The following is a 16,685-nucleotide window of genomic DNA, read 5'->3' on the forward strand; positions in this document are numbered from 1 at the left end:
ATGGGATGAAGAATAGATTAACCTTTTATATGATTTTGTTACATAGTTTGTTTTTAGGAATAGCAACGGCTAGCGCCAAGTCACCATCTATTAACAGAGTTGATCCAGATTTGTCAACCACCCATCAGGCTGTACGGGTTGTAGAAGCCGTGGTTACGAACAGAAGTAGACAAAAATCCTCTAGTCAGTTAACGACAGAAACTTCTTCAACTAAAATCTCAGCGTTATCGGCAAAGGGTATAAATATTCCCCCGAAACAGAGGCTACCGTCAGGGCAAGTTTGGGTAATTAATCAAAATAAATACGCACAGGCTCAACCGTTTATTTGGGTAATAAAAGACCTGAAAAAAGCAGGACAGCAACCATTTTTGCTAGCTATAAAATCACCACAAAAACCGAATTCAAAGCCTAATTCTAGTGCTAAACCGCCAGCAAAGGATGTTTTACAGCCGTTTGACGAAGTAATCAAAGACACCCAAAAGTTAGGGGGATTGTTCACCCTTTATCGTAATAAAGAAAAGAATAAAATTTATCTAGAAATTAAGCCAGAGCAACTTAATAAAAATTACCTAGCTACAACAACCTTGGAATCGGGCATTGGCGAACGGGGTATTTACAGTGGTATGCCTTTGCAAGATTTTTTGTTTTATTTCCAACGGGTGGATGATAAACTAAACTTTGTGATTCGCAATGTGAATTTTCGCACTCGTGAGGGAGATCCCCAGGTGCGATCGCTAGCTCGGTCTTTTAGTGACTCTGTTCTCTACACCATTTCCATTAAAAGCATTCATCCACAACGCAAAACTATTCTCATCGACTTAGGCGATTTGTTGCTGACAGACTTGGCTGGATTATCTGTAAATTTAGGAGTACCAGGAACGACTGACCAATCCTATTTTGGTACTGCTAAAGCTTTTCCCCAAAACTTAGAAATTGAGTCAGTTTTGAATTTCTCTGGTGGCGCTGGCCACGAGAGTGAAATACCAAACTTTGCGTCGCTAGCTGACAAGCGTGGCTTTACCCTGCGTGTCCATTACAGTCTCTCCCAACTACCCAATCAAGATTATCGACCGCGCCTTGCTGACGATCGCATCGGCTATTTTATCACCGCCTACCAAGATTTATCCAAAGACGATGGCGGCGATTCTTTTGTCCGCTACATCAATCGCTGGCATTTGGAAAAACAAGACTCAAAAGCAGTAATTTCTCCCCCCAAAAAACCGATTGTCTTCTGGATTGATAACGCTGTGCCCTTAGAGTACCGCGAGCCGATGAAAGAAGGCGTCCTGATGTGGAACAAAGCCTTTCTGAAAGCTGGATTCAAAGATGCAATTGAAGTCCGCCAAATGCCCGATGACGCGACATGGGACCCAGCAGATATTCGTTACAACACGATTCGCTGGATTAACACAGTCGATGGTTATTTTGCAATGGGGCCATCTCGCGTTAACCCATTGACTGGGGAAATTTTGGATGCAGACATTCTCGTAGATGCCAGTTTTATTCGGGCACTCAAGAATGATTATCGCAAAATCGTCCAACCCAGCCAAACACAAAATCGCACTACTTTATCAGCTTTGATGCAAAATCGTCTACTTTGCGCCAATGGTTTAGATGCGAAAAACAATGGTGTCCCTCAACAGATGCAAGAACAACCCCTGTTGTTGAGTCGTTTATCGAAAATGGCAGGCGAGTATGATTTATGCTATGGGATGGAAGCTGCTAACCAGTTTGCCTTTGGTTCATTGGCGATGTCACTGCTACCTGATAGCATGGCCACTCCTGATCAGATGAAAAAATATATCAATCAATATATACGTTTAATCATCGCTCACGAAGTTGGACATACTCTTGGTTTACGCCATAACTTCCGTGGTAGTACACTGCTAGCACCACAGGAGATGAATAATACGGAAATTACCAAAACTAAAGGTCTGACAAGTTCCGTGATGGACTACATTCCCCCAAATATTGCTCCTCAAGGTACAAAGCAGGGAGATTATTTTCCCAGCATGGTGGGGCCTTATGATGAATGGGCGATTAAGTACGGCTACATGCCAATTCAGACATCAACTCCCATAGCAGAAAAGCCAATTTTGGAAGAAATTGCTGCACAATCCTACAAGCCAGAGTTGAGTTATTCCACAGATGAAGATGTGTATGACCTTGACCCCACAGCCAATGCTTGGGATAACAGCAGCAATGTCCTGCTTTATTCTCAGTGGCAGTTGAATAATTCGCGGGTGATGTGGAAACGTCTGGATAAGCGTTACCCCCTGGCTGGTGATAGTTACACCGATGTGAGCGAACGTTTTGGCACAGTATTGGGTAACTATTTCCAGCAAATCTATTACACCACAAAATACATCGGGGGACAGTCTTTCTATCGCATTCACCCTAGCGACATAGCTTCTAATAAACTTGTCCAACACCGATTACCATTTGAACCAGTACCAGTTGAACAACAACGCCAAGCTTTACAAACGCTGCAAAAGTATGTGTTTGCAGAAGATGCCCTGAGTTTTTCACCAGAGCTACTGAATAAATTAGCACCTTCCCGTTGGCGACATTGGGGTAGTTATCCGCAAGTTGGCCGTTTGGATTATCCAATTCATGACTTGGTGCTACTCATACAAAGTTCTGTGTTGCGGGATTTACTCTCAGGCGATCGCCTCTCTCGCCTTAAGGATATTGAACTCAAAACAAAGCCCGGAAAAGCACTGACTCTTCCAGAATTATTTGACACTTTGCAGTCAGATATCTGGACAGAAGTAATTAAACCAAAAGGTAAATTAACGAAGATTTCTAGTTTGCGGCGAGGGTTGCAGCGTGAATACCTGAACATTTTGACGGCTATGGTGTTACGGAAAGAATATGTTCCAGAAGATGCTCGCACGATGGCGTGGTATAAACTAAAACAATTGGATGAACAACTCAAGCAGGTTAATTCCGATGATGAATACACGAAAGCGCACTTATTAGAAACACGCGATCGCATTGAGAAAGTCTTAAACGCTCCGTTGCAAGCGAATTAGAAAGATTAATATACCGATAAATTAACCGTGGGGTAGGGGTAAAGCACAATGCGCTTTACCCCTACGAGAAATATGGTTTTTCCGCGATACATATTTATTTTTCTCTGTCAATGCGTAAATTCTCATCTGGTCAACAGGGTGTATTCGACATTCTGATAGCTGGTTTTTTAGTATTGTTGACGGAAATTACCAACCGGATATTTTATAGTCGCAGCTTTTTGGAAAGGCGATCGCTCTTAATAGACTCACCGAAACAGTGCTGAGTAACGAGTGCTGAGTAAAAAAGTAATAAAAGACTCAGCACAGAAGGTTCCAAGCCCCTGCTTTTAAGCATGGAAAAAAAAATAAATATTTATTTCGTAAGCGTTGCGGTAGCGAGTCTTCGAGCGTCATTACGAATTACAAACGGGAAACAGGTTTGAAAACGGGAATTTTTTGTGAGTTTGCGTAGGCAATTCGAGTTTGTCTAGCTGCGAATTCCATTGAGCAAGGCTGACGAATAAGTAAGTGGGTCAAATTAAATATAAAACCTCACTTTGCCTCCGGCTTCCCTCTCCGAACTCACGGAGAGGGATTGAGGGTGAGGTTTGATCTTATATTTAATTACGCCTACCTACTTACTCAATCACTACAAACACAGGAGAAAATCATGGTTTATTCATCATTAAATCTCTCTGACCTCAACGGCAGTAACGGTTTCACTATCAACGGCATCGCGGGTGACGGTTCAGGCTTGCCTGTGAGCAGTGCCGGAGATGTCAACTCAGACGGCATCGCTGACCTAATTATTGGGGCATCCCATGCCTCCCCCAATGGCAATGCTTCAGGGCGGAGCTACGTGGTATTTGGCAAGAGCACAGGCTTTAGCCCCACTCTCAACCTTTTGGACATCAACGGCGCTAACGGCTTCACTATCAACGGCATCGCGGGTGACGGTTCAGGTGATTCTGTCAGCAGTGCCGGAGATGTCAACGATGATGGCATCACTGACCTGATTATTGGGGCATACGGTGCCTCTCCCAACGGCTTCCAGTCAGGGCGGAGCTACGTGGTATTTGGCAAGAGAACAGGCTTTAGCCCCACTTTCAACCTTTCTAGCCTCAACGGCGCTAACGGCTTCACTATCAACGGCATCGCGGGTGAGAGTTCAAGTCATTCTGTCAGCAGTGCCGGAGATGTCAATGGTATGGCATCGCTGACCTGATTATCGGGGGATATGGTTCCGACCCGAATGGTTATTCTGGGCGGAGCTACGTGGTATTTGGCAAGAGCACAGGCTTTAGCCCCACTCTCAATCTCTCAGACCTCAACGGCGCAAACGGCTTCGCCATCAACGGCATCGCGGGTGACAGTTCAGGTGATTCTGTCACCCGCGATGCCGGAGATGTCAACGACGATGGCATTGCTGACCTGATTATCGGGGCATCTGGTGCCTCTCCCAACGGTTATGATTCAGGGCGGAGCTACGTAGTATTTGGTAAGAGCACAGGCTTTAGCCCCACACTCAACCTTTCTAGCCTCAACGGCGCTAACGGCTTCGCTATCAACGGCATTAAGGCGTTTGACTATTCAGGTGATTCTGTCAGCAGTGCCGGAGATGTCAACGCTGACGGCATCGCTGACCTGATTATCGGTGCATCTGGTGCCGACCCCAACGGCGATGGTTCAGGGCAGAGCTACGTGGTATTTGGCAAGAGCACAGGTTTTAGCCGGACTTTCAACCTTTCTAGCCTCAACGGCGCTAACGGCTTCGCCATCAACGGCATCAAGTCAGGTGACAACTCAGGCATTTCTGTCAGCAGTGCCGGAGATGTCAACGATGATGGCATCACTGACCTGATTATCGGGACACCAAATGCCTCCCCCAACGGTTATGATTCAGGGCAGAGCTACGTGGTATTTGGCAAGAGCACAGGCTTTAGCCCCACACTCAACCTTTCTAGCCTCAACGGCGCTAATGGCTTCGCCATCAACGGCATCGTGGGTTCCGGTTCAGGTTTTTCTGTCAGCAGTGCCGGAGATGTCAACGGTGACGGCATCGCTGACCTGATTATCGGGGCACCTAATGTCTACCTCAACGGCGACTCGTCCCCGTCGGGGCAGAGCTACGTGGTATTTGGGGGGAAAAATATCGGTAGGGGCAGCACCATTAACCTGACGGGGACTGCTGGTACAGATACTCTTGTAGGTACAAGTGGAAACAACATAATCGACGGCAAAGCTGGTAACGACACCCTGACAGGCAACGGTGGTCAAGATAAGTTTATTATTCGTCCAAGCGATGGCAATGACATTATCACCGATTTTGCTGGCGTAGGTAAAGGCTCAAATCCATTAGAGGCTGTGACTCTCAAAGCAGCAGTAATTAACAATGTTGATACACTGCAATTTACAGGTAACGGCTTGACTGCCCAAAATCTGCAACTCACTGAAAATGGTAACAACTTAGAAGTCACTTTTGAAAATGTGGCATCCACCAAAGTAACTCTGCAAAACTTCCTCTTAGAAAACCTGGATAACCTATCAGCAACTTTTTTACAATCAGCGATTGGCAATATCCTATTTGATGGACAAACCAGCATTGCCGACAGCTTTGATGTGATTAATGCCAATTCGACTCAAACCCGCATTTTCAACAAAAACACTATCACTTTCCTGAATGACTTAAACAATAATATTGCCGGTTTTGACAAATCTAATGATGTGATTAATGGTCAAGGGGGTAATGACATCATTAATGGCTTAAGTGGCAATGACCTGTTGCGGGGCGGTAGTGGCGATGATATTCTCATCGGTGGAGAAGGTAATGATACTCTTGTGGGTGGTGTCGGCAATGATATTCTCGTTGGTGGTATAGGTGCTGACAGATTCCTTTACAACACCGATGCTGCTTTTGACCTGACTGCTGTTGGTGTAGATACCATTAGGGACTTCAACTGTTGCCAAGGTGACAAGATTGTACTAGATAAGACTACTTTTAGTGCAATTACCTCTGGTGCCGGAACAGGTTTTAGTAATAAGAGTGATTTTGAAGTCACGAATTCACCAGAGACTAGCACAGCGAAAATTGTCTACGACGGTGTGAGTGGGCAATTGTTCTACAACGAAAACGGCGATGCGGCGGGTTTTGGTAGCGGTGGTCTATTTGCAACTCTAACTAGTGCGCCGACTCTCACCGCATCTGATTTTGTGCTGCAAGCGTAGTTTGTCTAAAATACCGAGTTCCAAGCTGAAATAGCAAACGCCTTGGCGGAAACAGCAAACGTCTTGGCGGAAATAACAAACGTCTTGGCGGAAACAGCAAACGCCTTGGCGGAAACAGCAAACGTCTTGGCGAAAACAGCAAACGTCTTGGCAGAAACAGCAAACGTCTTGGCAGAAACAGCAAACGTCTTGGCAGAAACAGCAAACGCCTTGGCGGGAGCAGCAAAGGTCTTGGCGGGAGCAGCAAAGGTCTTGGCGGGAGCTTTGAAACGAATCCTTGTCAATGCGTAAGTCCTAAATATATACCTGCTGTTCGGTATACCGACGCGGCGTATAAACCCAGATATTACCATCGCGGCGCTTGATGGTTCGGGTTTTTGTGGAACCAACGAGAATAATTGTCCGCATATCAGCGTTGGCTGGTGCTAATTCATCAAGTGCGATCGCTTTCACCGTCTGTCCTGGTCTGCCAAGATTCCGTGCCAATACTACTGGTGTATCGGGTGTTCTATGTCGCAGCAAAATATTTCTGGCTTCTGCTAGTTGCCAGGTACGCTCTTTGGAAACAGGATTGTAGAAAGCAATGACAAAATCAGCCTCAGCAGCAGCAGTAATTCGTTGTGCGATCGCAGACCAAGGTTTCAAGATGTCAGAGAGGGAAATAGCACAGAAGTCATGTCCAAGGGGCGCACCAATGGCGGCGGCGGCTGCTTGCATGGCTGAGATGCCTGGTGCCACATGAATGTCGATACTATCCCATTCAGGTTTGGCATAGCGATCGCATACTTCAAAAACTGCTGTTGCCATTGCATATATACCGGGGTCGCCAGATGAAACTACAGCTACATATCGCCCAGATGCTGCCAAATCAAGAGCCACTTTTGCCCGTGCTTCTTCTTCGCGGTTGTCGGACTCATGCCGTTGTTTGCCATCAGCCAGAGAACCAACTAAATCTAAATAAGTTTTGTAACCCACTAGGTCAGTTGCCGACCTGAGTATCTCCTTCACTTCTTTTGACATCCATTGTAATCCACCTGGGCCTGTGCCAATAATCGCTAACCGTCCGCGTGGCTGACCTGTGATGTTGAGGTCAATTGGTTGAGGGGCAATGGCGATCGCAATCTGGGCAGATGCGGGAGTAATGGGGAATGTGCCTGTAGCGGCTATCGCTGCGGCTTGGGCGGGGCTATAACCTTTTGATAACAGACTTTCTAGCTGATTTGGGGTAAAAAAGCGGGTAGGCACTCCCAAGGCGCTAGCTACGGCATGGATTGCTGGATTGGCTGCGGCGGTAATGGGTGCAAATATCCCGGCGACTGATGTTCTTTCTAGTTTGGCATCAGCTAGTAGCTGCTGTACTAAAGTTACTGGATCATCAATGATGTCACTAATTGCGATCGCGATCGTTGCGGGGTGGTAGACAAGGCAGTTGGCTGTAGGAGTCACCAAACGTTCCGTAACTTGGATGGTCAAATCTCCTTTTGGATTTATAGGCAGTTTACTATCGCTCAACCAAGGTGCTATGCCTTCAAGTTTGACTTCTGCCCCGGCTAGCAAATCTGAGATAAATTTCTTCGCATCGTCTGGGTTTGCTAAATGGTATCCGGGGGGAGGAGACAACAACGTTGTGCCTAAACGTAAGTCGCCTGTGGTCGTAATTGCCGGTTTGACATCAAGGGCTTCGGCAATGCGGCGTGCCAAATCGTTTACCCCACCAAGTCCGCCCAAGAGGGGGACAACAGCACTACCATCTTCAGCGACAGCTAGCACTGGTGGTTCCTGTTGTTTGTCTGAGAGTAGGGGAGCTAGCGTCCTAATTAAAATTCCGGCGGCACAAATGCCAATTAGCGGCGTTTTCTGGACAAATAACTCGCGCAACGTCTCGCCAAAATTAGTAAAGCTGACATCAACTCCAGATGTGCGTCCCGCTAGACCGTATAGCGTCGCCCCTGGTAGGACGCTGATTATTTTGCGTGCTACTGTGACGCTATTTTGACCTAGTACTACAATGGCGGGTGCAACGTTCATGATCATAAGTAGATATCTTGCAAAATTTGAGATTTTTTAGACTTTTTGGAAAAAGGCGATCGCTTCTTGAGTTGTTCCCTATCCTGCCAATTTATTTTCTCAACATAAAGCAACCTAGCAAACCACTCTCTTGCTCCAAATTATTATGTATAAATCCATTGACCTTTATCAAAAAATAATTTGTGTTGTGATTACCCTATCCGTAAACCCACAAACAACCTTCGCAAAGAGGAACTCTATGCTTGCGATTTTTCCACTTCACATTTCGGTCACGAATTTTTTCAAAATTAAAAGATTCAAACCCTGCTGCTTGTGCTAATAAACCCATCCATTCAATCACCGGAATATAAACACCATAGGGAGCAGAATCACCAATCATAAAGCAAACTCTTCCAGGACTTTTGCATACTCTGCGAAGTGCTATCCAAACTTTAGCCATATCCAAAAAATAGCAGGCAATCATCAAATGATAATTCTTTTTACCTCCATGTAAATGTCGTTCTTGGGACAATTTATGGCAGGTTTCGATAATATTAGCTTTGATTGGATATAGTTCATGAGATGCTAGAACTTCATCGATATTTACATTCTTATTGGTTACGTGCTGCGAACATGAGCGAATTAAGTATTGCCTCACCGCACTTTGTAAATCACCCCAACCGGAAATTTCTTTCATAAAACACATTTCTAGACGTGTAGCATCCGCATAGTCATAGTTGTTAGCATACGGTGGTGATGTGATTACCAAGTTGGCAAAATTATCAGGTACACCCTGGCAAGTCCGAGCATCAGATTGAATAAGTGTAGCAACAGAAACCGCCATTTTTCCGGCAATTCTCATATCTGTAGCTATACTCTCTGCCATTAGTCTAAAAGCAGACATTGTATCTAAATAATATTGTTTCTTTTTATTTGGTAAAATGTATTGCCAAGGTGCAGTTCCAGCATGAGAAACATGACGAAGAATTGATACAAGTGTTAACCCAACTAACTGAGATTCAGATGAATCATCAGCAAGTTTTTCCCAAGATTGGCGTAATCTATCTAGAGATTCAAGTGAAGATATACTAAAGCATTGATGAATCAGTTTTGGGTATGTTTCTAAACAGGGCTTAACATTTTCGGCAATTTTTATAACTTTTTCTATATGTTCAAGATAGGCATCCGCGTCAGTTTGATATAAAAGTTTAGCTCTTGCTATACGCACAGCAAAGGGATGAGCCTCAATTCCCAAGCATTCAACTCCAAGCTTTTCAGATGCAAGTAAGGTTGTACCAGAACCAGAGAAGGGATCTAATACAGTAATTTCTCCTCGTTCTTTAGCTTGAGAAATTATAGTTTCTACCCATTGTGCAGAGAAACCTGCACTAAATCTAAACCAGCGATGAACTGGCAATTTCATGTTATTAATGAATGTAGATGAACTGTCCAAGGATTTAGAAGTGCAAGAAGACAATTCATTAAATGGCAGTTCTAATTGTTGATTCATGTAGATATTTATTATTGTTTATTAAGCGATCGCTTGATAGTAAATATGTAAAATGCGGATTTGCAATACTGGTACACAGTATTTATCGCAGCTGGTTAAAATATTCTTCTGTAATACTCAACTGCTTGAGAATTTCATAAAATAACCACTTACCAATTTCAGCATTACCATGAATAGGAATTGTAATTGCTCATCCATCTGGATGTTGCCAACGAGCATGACTACCTTTGTGTCGCACTTTCTCAAAACCGAGTTTCCCCGCCACCCGTTCTAATTCACTGGCTTTAGCTGGCATTTGCAATTACCAGTTCAACGTCTTCGGATAGAGAACGTCCTTGTTCTTCGTATTCTTCCTGAATCATTTCAAAAACATAGACAAGTTCAGCCCGCGCCTCATCTGGCGTTTGTCCCCAAGCGTGACAACCGGAAATTGCTGGTACATAAGCGACAAATGTACCATTGTTATCGGGACGGATAACAGTGGTGTAGTCTTGTAAAGACTTCATTGGATGGACTGAAGTTTGAGTTACACCTTCAGTTTACAGCGATATATCACGATCAGCCGATGTGTGTTTAAGCATTTGAGTAATTAGGGGTGCGATCGCATTTTCTCAAAAAAGGCGATCGCTTCTTGTTTCAATTAGCTTTACGCTCTTTGAGGACTTGATCTAGCAAATTTCTCGCAGGTTGTGCTTTAGCCAACGCTACTTGATGGTCATTATAAGCCCGAACCAGACGAGAAAGACTGCTCACACCTGCCTTAAGTTGCTCAAGTTCTTCACCAGCAACCAGTTCTCCATCAAGCATCCGCCCAATCAACGGTTTGATGTCCCCCACCTCCAGCCGGACTTTTTGGAGCTTTTCTAGGTTACTCAGTAAGCTTTTGAGTGAGTTCAAGATGTCGTCAATATCCTGGACATCCTCCACTGGTTCGGGAGAATCTTCAATTTTAACTGTATCTTTCTCTGAAATTGTCGGCAATTCCTGTGCAGGCGAATCTTCAATTTTCACTGTATCTTTCTCTGAATTTGTAGACAATTCCTGTGCAGGCGAATCTTCAATTTTCACTGTATCTTTCTCTGAAATTGTCGGCAATTCCTGTGCAGACGTTTCATTTTTAACCGCGTTTTGCCGTGCCATCAAAGCTTCCTCAAGGAATTTATCTTAGTGTATCGCTTACTTTTGGCAAAATTACTTATCTTATAACATTGCGATCGCACCAATGCCCAAAATAGATGTCAAGGAAAAGGTAGCCATTGGTGGAGTGACGGGCATTCTAGGCGATTTTGGCAGGGGTAGCAGTGTGGAGAGCATTAGGGGCGACATTAGGGGCGATCGCAGTCCACCACACCCCCAATGAGAGCGAAGGAATATCTAACACCTGTAGCCATCGTATAATAGGAATACTAAAAAGCTTTTGTCAACTTCTCAATCAGAAAAACGATGAATCCACAAGATAAAAACTGGGAAAATTTATTTGGATATATCACGACAGAAGGTAGTGCTTGGCACGGAATATGGACGGTGTATTCTCTAGATAAAGAAGTTCTGAATTCATTTAAAGCTGTCAGAAAATTTCAAGCTAATCAAGAGAAAACATTGATTACCCAAACTAATAAATACAGCTACTCTGATGGAACGGAATTAGAAAAAAACTGGCAGATTGAAAAGCAAATTTGTAGTCAACCTGATGGAGTCATTTACCCAACATTTTTGTCTATGAGCGCAGTGTCCTTTGGTGAGGGTAAAACTGCCTGGGTATCAAAAAAACTGGAAGCTGGAAAAAAATTTGCTACAGAGTTATTTTTCCGATATCAAGATTGGCGAACTAGTGTAGCTATTATCTATGCTGAGAGTGGCGATTTAGAGAGAATTACGACCGTTAGCGAGCATCTAAATAGCTTTGCCAATAGGCCAGCCAAAGCCGAAATACAAAAGTTGTCTGGAAAGTGGAGCGGACAAAAAGAGTATATGAATAGTGATTTACAAATATCCGCTTCAGCAGAAAATCAAGAGCTTGTGTTAGAGCCAACACAACCAAAAAATAAGACGATATCTTTGCCAGATGATATTGCTGTCAATGTACCTCAAAAGGTGAAGATTGGAGAAGAATTTGAGATAGTATCTGGTAAGCTGGTTACGAAAAACGAGTATAAAAGGCTGACAGCTAAATATGATAATTTGGGAGCATTCGCCATGTTGATTTCCGAAGTTTTTAGGCTACAAGAACAATAAAACCAAACAAGGGTCAAGACTCAACTTTCAATCTCAAAGGCTCATTTCCCTACTGCCCTATATTCAGCAATTTCGCCATAGCCAACCGTTGAAGTTTGCCGGTAGCACCACGAGGTAGTTGATCCAAAATGTGAATTTGCTTAGGAACTTTGAAGTCTGCGAGCATGGTTGAACAGTGGGCTAAAAGTTCTTTTTCACCAGCTTCTGCCTTGAGGACAACAGCCGCGTGGATATCTTCTCCTAAAGATTTGTGGGGGACGGCAAACGCCAAGGCTTCAGCGACGGCGGGATGGCGCAGCAAAACATCATCCACTTCTAAGGGAGAAATTTTTTCCCCACCCCGGTTAATCAATTCTTTAATGCGTCCAGTTAAGCGGAGGTAGCCGTCTGCATCCAGTGTGCCCTGATCTCCTGTGCGGAACCAACCATTTACAAAAGCTGTGGCATTAGCTTGGGGGTTGTTTTCGTAGCCATCGATGACATTGGGTGCTTTTACCACCACCTCGCCCAAGCTTAAGAGAGATAATAGGTTGCCTTCGGAGTCCATAATGCCCACTTCCACACCGAAGCCATAACCTACAGTACCTGGTTTCCGGACTTTTGGCGGTAGGGGGTTGGTGGTCATTAAGTGAGAAGCTTCAGTCATGCTGTAAGATTCCACCACAGGAGCATTGAGAGTTGCCTCTAGCTGTTCAATGATAATCGGGGGCAAGGAAGCGCTACTAGAGCGAATAAAACGAAAGCGATTAGCTTTGACAATTTCTGTATTGCGGCTAGCGCGTGCCAAAATTGTCTGGTGGATGGTTGGCGCTGCGGAATACCAGGTGGGTTTATAGGTATCTACCAGTTTCCAAAACTCCAAGGCATTAAAACCATTGGGACAAATTAGTGTGCCGCCCGATGCCAGAGTTGCCAGCAAACAGCCTACCAATCCGTGAACGTGGAACAGAGGCATTAGGCAAAGTGTAGTGTCATCTGCGGTGAGTGAGTAAGCACCAATGATGTTGTTGGCTGAGGCGATTAAGTTACGATGACGAATCGGTACACGTTTCGGACGGCTGGTGGTGCCGCTAGTGTGAAGAATCATCGCCAGATCATCGGCGTTGGGGGTTGCAGGATTCGAGGATTCTGCTGGTTCTGAGCCTGTTTTGACTAATTCAAAGCTTAATGTACCGTCAGTGTTTACCTTGGCATTAATCAGCATCATGTCGGGTGTGACGGCGGCGATCGCTGCTTCTGTCCCCTCGGACAACGTAATCAGTGCTTTTGCTTGGGTATCTTCGTAGTAGAAGGCAAATTCTTCTTGTTTGTATTTGGGATTCAAGGGTGCAGCAGTGCCACATAGGGAGGCAGCCAAAAAGGTAATAGCCATTGGTGAACCGTTAGTCATGGCAATGGCAATGCGATCGCCCGGTTTCAATCCAAAGCTGTTGAGTTGCGATACCAGTCCCACAACATTCTCGCGCAATTGCTTATAGGTTAGCGATCGCCCCCCAGGTGTAACTAGGGCTAGATGATTGTCTTCCCCTGCTAAAAGCTCAAATAAGTTCATTAAAAACCTCCAGTAAACCGCATCTCCTTGTGGGAGTTGTTAGTAAAAGGGATTGGGCATTGGTAAAGAAACTCTTTCCTTGTCCTCCTTGTCTCCATGCCCAATGCCCAATGCCCAATCCAACCATTATTCGCTTCCTTTCGTAAGTAAGTTGACGGCAAAAAACTAAAGCTAAAATTAAGTCAATAGTGTGTTTATCGCTACTGGAAATCAGAAAAATCTTTTTCAGCAACTAAACCCCATCGAGAAAATATGGATCGTCGGAATTTTCTAAAGTATGTCACTTTAGCAGGATCTAGTTTTGCTTTAACTAGTTGTGTTCAAGGTAAAAATTCCAAATCGCCGGGTGAGGTGTCTCCCTCAGCGTCACCTGTGGCGGTAAATGAACCTCTCAAGGTGGGATTTGTTTATGTCGGTCTTGTGGGTGATTTTGGCTGGACTTATGCCCATGATTTAGGCCGCAGAGATATGGAAGCCAATCTTCAAGATCAGGTAAAAACTACATTTGTCGAAAATGTCAACGAAGGTGCTGACGCCCAAAAGGTAATTCGCCAACTCGCATTAGATGGTAACAAGTTGATTTTTACAACTTCCTGCGGGTACATGAACCCAACAATTAAAGTTGCCAAGGAGTTTGGTGATGTTGTCTTTGAACACTGTACAGGATACAAACGTACTGCCAATGTCGGCACTTATCTAGGACGCTTTGAAGAACCGCGTTACTTAACCGGCATGATTGCTGGCAAGATGACAAAATCAAATGTAGTTGGTTTTATTGGCGCATATCCAATTCCAGAAGTAATTCGGGGAATCAGTGCATTCACTCAAGGAGTGCGGCTAACAAATCCCCAAGCAAAAGTTAAGGTACTTTGGGTACAAAGTTGGTACGATCCAGCTAAAGAAAGAGAAGCGGCTCAAGCTTTGGTCAATTTAGGTGCGGATATACTAACGCAGCATACCAACTCTGGTGCTGTGGTTCAATTGGCTGAGGAAAAAGGGATTTATGCTTTTGGCTACAACAGTGATATGAGTAAGTTTGGTCAAAAAGCTCACCTGACATCAGCTATTAACAAATGGGGCAAATTCTATACAGATACAGCTTTGGCTGTGATGAGTAATACCTGGAAGTCTCAAGAGGTTTGGGATGGCATTGGTCAAGGAATGGTGGATATTTCCCCGATGAATCAGGCGATTCCGGCTGATGTGCAAGAGCTGGTGAATGCGAAGCGTGATCAGTTTATTCAGGGTACTGCACATCCTTTTGATGGCCCGGTGAAAGACCAAAAAGGGGTGGTGCGAGTGCCAACGGGTAAGCTGTTAGATGATCGGGGACAACTGGCGATGGATTGGTATGTTGAGGGAATTGAAGGGTCAATTCCCAAAGGGAAATCATAGTAAGGAATTCAAAATTAAAAATTAAGAAACAAAATTACAGTCAGCTTTCTGACTGGTGATGGCGTGCAGACTCAAAGCGTAACAGCTTATTGTTAAGCAGTAGTATAATTTATCTTTTTTTGGGTTATTTCTAACTGGACAGTTATTTTTGCCCTGCTGCATTAGTATGTCAAAATAAAAATACCCGATATTTCAAGGTGAGCGATCGCTCACATTGCTAGATTAAAGGATTGACCTGAGCAATGGCAGACCAAACCAATCACAATCAAGCGGGAGAAGTAGCTCCCAGCACTGTTGACAAACAAGCTCCCAGTGTCGCCCAAGAACACGCTCCTAGTACAGACTCACCCGAAGCCACAGACATTCCTACTGCCAACGCGCCAGATCCGAAAGCCGCAAACCCCGAAGATAACCCCAATGCTGCTAAACCAGCTGCTGTACCACCCAAGCGAGAAAAACCCGCCGCCGCAGCTAAATCCGCAGTAGGCGAAAAACCCGCCGCCGCAACAGAAGAAAAACCCGCAGCCGCAGCTAAAGCCGCCAAAAAGGAAAAAGCCCCAGCTGTTGAAGATAAGCCATTTGTACAGTTCATTGAGCAAGACTACTTACCAGCTTTACAAAAAGCGATCGCTCAACAAGGCGTGAAAGATTTACAGGTGTCTTTTGCCAAGCAGAAGGTGCCAATCACTGGCTTTGAATCCGCCGAAGAATGCTGGCAAATTATCGGCAGTTGGTCAGAAATAGGTTTGCGTCAGTTTAACCTGTATTTCCCCGAAGAAGATATTCAAGGGAAAAAGGGGTTTTCCTGTAATGAAGGCAAAAAACCTAGTACTCTTGAGTCATTCTTAATTGATGAGCGCAGAATTACACTCGATTTGTTGGTATTTGGCTTAGTTCAGCGCTTAGACGGTCAAAAATGGCTAGGGATAAATTAGTCATTAGTCATTAGTTTTTCACAAATGACTAATGACAGTTGTTTAAAGTTCGTGGAAATGATAGGTAACGGCTCCAGTATTGGGGTCGTTATCTATTTTCACATAACCTGATTTGTACATCTCCTTGAGAGTACCTTCGACTTCAGCAAAGCTAGCTCCGCTGAACTTCACTCCTTGAGTGACAGTTAAAATACCACCCTTGCTTTCCGCGGCTTCGATCAGTTTAATCATGAGATCGTTACCAGTTGGGCGGTGGACTTGAGAGGCAATCACTGCTTGATTTAAAGGCACACCGAGGGGAGATACACCTGCTTTTAGTCTCAGGTTGCGTTCGTATTCGTCAACTATGTTGGGGATGAGAAGCAGATCCACGATCTGCCCTACATAAAACAAACCAAAAGTACACAGCCACAACAAACCCGTCCCGATCTTGCCATTATACAAGCGGTGCAGCCCTCCCACCCCGAAAAATCCGACTGCACACAAGATGTAAGAAATAAGAAGTCGGTCTTTCTGCTGCTGATTGTTTTCAAGATTCATCTTATTTTCAACTCTTTGGATTTACTCTTGTTGTCTAAGATATTTTTTCCATACTGTTTTCTTTGATATCAGCATGGATAGCGAGAGTAATTAGAAGTTTTAAGTAATCGTGCCAGTCATAGATTGTTAATTTAAAGATGAGCAACTGATGATCAGACCTCTGAATGTATTGTAGCAACAACTACAGAAAATCACTGAGATCCTAGTACAGCATGGCATAAATCCAGCTACCATCTCAACTGACCAGATAAGCTGCTCTCAGTTCCTTGTAA

At 44.4% G+C, this 16,685-nt stretch carries 16 protein-coding genes; 8 read left to right on the top strand and 8 right to left on the bottom strand.

The features are described 5' to 3' along the window. Positions 1–29 precede the first annotated feature (29 nt). The 4 genes from V7K31_RS22165 (at position 30) to V7K31_RS22180 (ending at position 6,239) form a co-directional block, all read left to right on the top strand. Positions 30–3,035, top strand: coding sequence for a zinc-dependent metalloprotease (locus tag V7K31_RS22165; protein ID WP_335096864.1), 3,006 nt, complete (start codon positions 30–32; stop codon positions 3,033–3,035). Positions 3,036–3,145: 110 nt separating this feature from the next. Then, positions 3,146–3,298: a DUF565 domain-containing protein gene (locus V7K31_RS22170; protein ID WP_335096865.1), complete on the top strand. Its 153-nt coding sequence runs from the start codon at positions 3,146–3,148 to the stop codon at positions 3,296–3,298. A gap of 476 nt (positions 3,299–3,774) precedes the next feature. After that, positions 3,775–4,239, top strand: coding sequence for an integrin alpha (locus V7K31_RS22175; RefSeq protein WP_335096866.1), 465 nt, complete (start codon positions 3,775–3,777; stop codon positions 4,237–4,239). 50 nt (positions 4,240–4,289) lie between these two features. Continuing rightward, a complete protein-coding gene (locus V7K31_RS22180; RefSeq protein WP_335096868.1) occupies positions 4,290–6,239 on the top strand; it encodes a beta strand repeat-containing protein in 1,950 nt (649 codons plus the stop codon). Positions 6,240–6,244: 5 nt separating this feature from the next. Here V7K31_RS22180 and V7K31_RS22185 read toward each other — a convergent pair whose 3' ends face one another. From V7K31_RS22185 to V7K31_RS22210, 6 genes are all read right to left on the bottom strand, one after another. Next, positions 6,245–6,523: a hypothetical protein gene (locus V7K31_RS22185; RefSeq protein WP_335096869.1), complete on the bottom strand. Its 279-nt coding sequence runs from the start codon at positions 6,521–6,523 to the stop codon at positions 6,245–6,247. 10 nt (positions 6,524–6,533) lie between these two features. After that, positions 6,534–8,273 carry a precorrin-3B C(17)-methyltransferase gene (gene cobJ / locus V7K31_RS22190; RefSeq protein ID WP_335096870.1) on the bottom strand — a complete coding sequence of 580 codons (1,740 nt, stop codon included), beginning with the start codon at positions 8,271–8,273 and terminating at the stop codon, positions 6,534–6,536. Positions 8,274–8,463: 190 nt separating this feature from the next. Then, complete coding sequence (locus tag V7K31_RS22195) at positions 8,464–9,756, bottom strand: DNA methyltransferase (RefSeq protein WP_335096871.1); 1,293 nt, start codon at positions 9,754–9,756, stop codon at positions 8,464–8,466. Positions 9,757–9,946: 190 nt separating this feature from the next. Beyond that, positions 9,947–10,051, bottom strand: a complete 105-nt coding sequence (locus V7K31_RS22200) for a type II toxin-antitoxin system HicA family toxin (protein WP_335096873.1) — start codon at positions 10,049–10,051, stop codon at positions 9,947–9,949. After that, positions 10,041–10,262 carry a type II toxin-antitoxin system HicB family antitoxin gene (locus tag V7K31_RS22205; RefSeq protein WP_335096875.1) on the bottom strand — a complete coding sequence of 74 codons (222 nt, stop codon included), beginning with the start codon at positions 10,260–10,262 and terminating at the stop codon, positions 10,041–10,043. The genes V7K31_RS22200 and V7K31_RS22205 overlap by 11 nt, the downstream gene beginning before the upstream one ends. A 130-nt stretch (positions 10,263–10,392) precedes the next feature. Beyond that, on the bottom strand, positions 10,393–10,728 hold the full coding sequence (locus V7K31_RS22210; protein ID WP_442941354.1) for a hypothetical protein: 336 nt from the start codon (positions 10,726–10,728) through the stop codon (positions 10,393–10,395). A gap of 250 nt (positions 10,729–10,978) precedes the next feature. Here V7K31_RS22210 and V7K31_RS22215 point away from each other — a divergent pair, with 250 nt between their 5' ends. Further along, positions 10,979–11,116, top strand: a complete 138-nt coding sequence (locus V7K31_RS22215) for a hypothetical protein (RefSeq protein WP_335096877.1) — start codon at positions 10,979–10,981, stop codon at positions 11,114–11,116. Between the two features lie 83 nt (positions 11,117–11,199). After that, positions 11,200–11,991: a DUF3598 family protein gene (locus tag V7K31_RS22220; RefSeq protein WP_335096878.1), complete on the top strand. Its 792-nt coding sequence runs from the start codon at positions 11,200–11,202 to the stop codon at positions 11,989–11,991. Positions 11,992–12,040: 49 nt separating this feature from the next. On the opposite strand, the gene V7K31_RS22225 is transcribed toward V7K31_RS22220, so the two are convergent. Further along, entirely contained in the window at positions 12,041–13,543 is a 1,503-nt protein-coding gene (locus V7K31_RS22225) for an acyl--CoA ligase (protein ID WP_335096879.1), read from the bottom strand. A gap of 252 nt (positions 13,544–13,795) precedes the next feature. On the opposite strand from V7K31_RS22225, the gene V7K31_RS22230 reads away from it, so the two are divergent. Then, the gene (locus V7K31_RS22230) at positions 13,796–14,938 is read left to right on the top strand and encodes a BMP family ABC transporter substrate-binding protein (RefSeq protein ID WP_335096880.1); all 1,143 of its coding nucleotides are present in this window, start codon (positions 13,796–13,798) and stop codon (positions 14,936–14,938) included. A 242-nt stretch (positions 14,939–15,180) separates the two neighbouring features. Further along, the gene (locus V7K31_RS22235; RefSeq protein WP_335096881.1) at positions 15,181–15,873 is read left to right on the top strand and encodes a DUF2996 domain-containing protein; all 693 of its coding nucleotides are present in this window, start codon (positions 15,181–15,183) and stop codon (positions 15,871–15,873) included. Between the two features lie 42 nt (positions 15,874–15,915). Here the strand turns inward: V7K31_RS22235 and V7K31_RS22240 are convergent, their stop codons facing one another. Continuing rightward, positions 15,916–16,413, bottom strand: a complete 498-nt coding sequence (locus tag V7K31_RS22240) for a TM2 domain-containing protein (protein WP_335096882.1) — start codon at positions 16,411–16,413, stop codon at positions 15,916–15,918. Positions 16,414–16,685 lie beyond the last annotated feature (272 nt).

The sequence above is a fragment of the Nostoc sp. genome (assembly GCF_036917675.1).
GTDB lineage: Bacteria > Cyanobacteriota > Cyanobacteriia > Cyanobacteriales > Nostocaceae > Nostoc.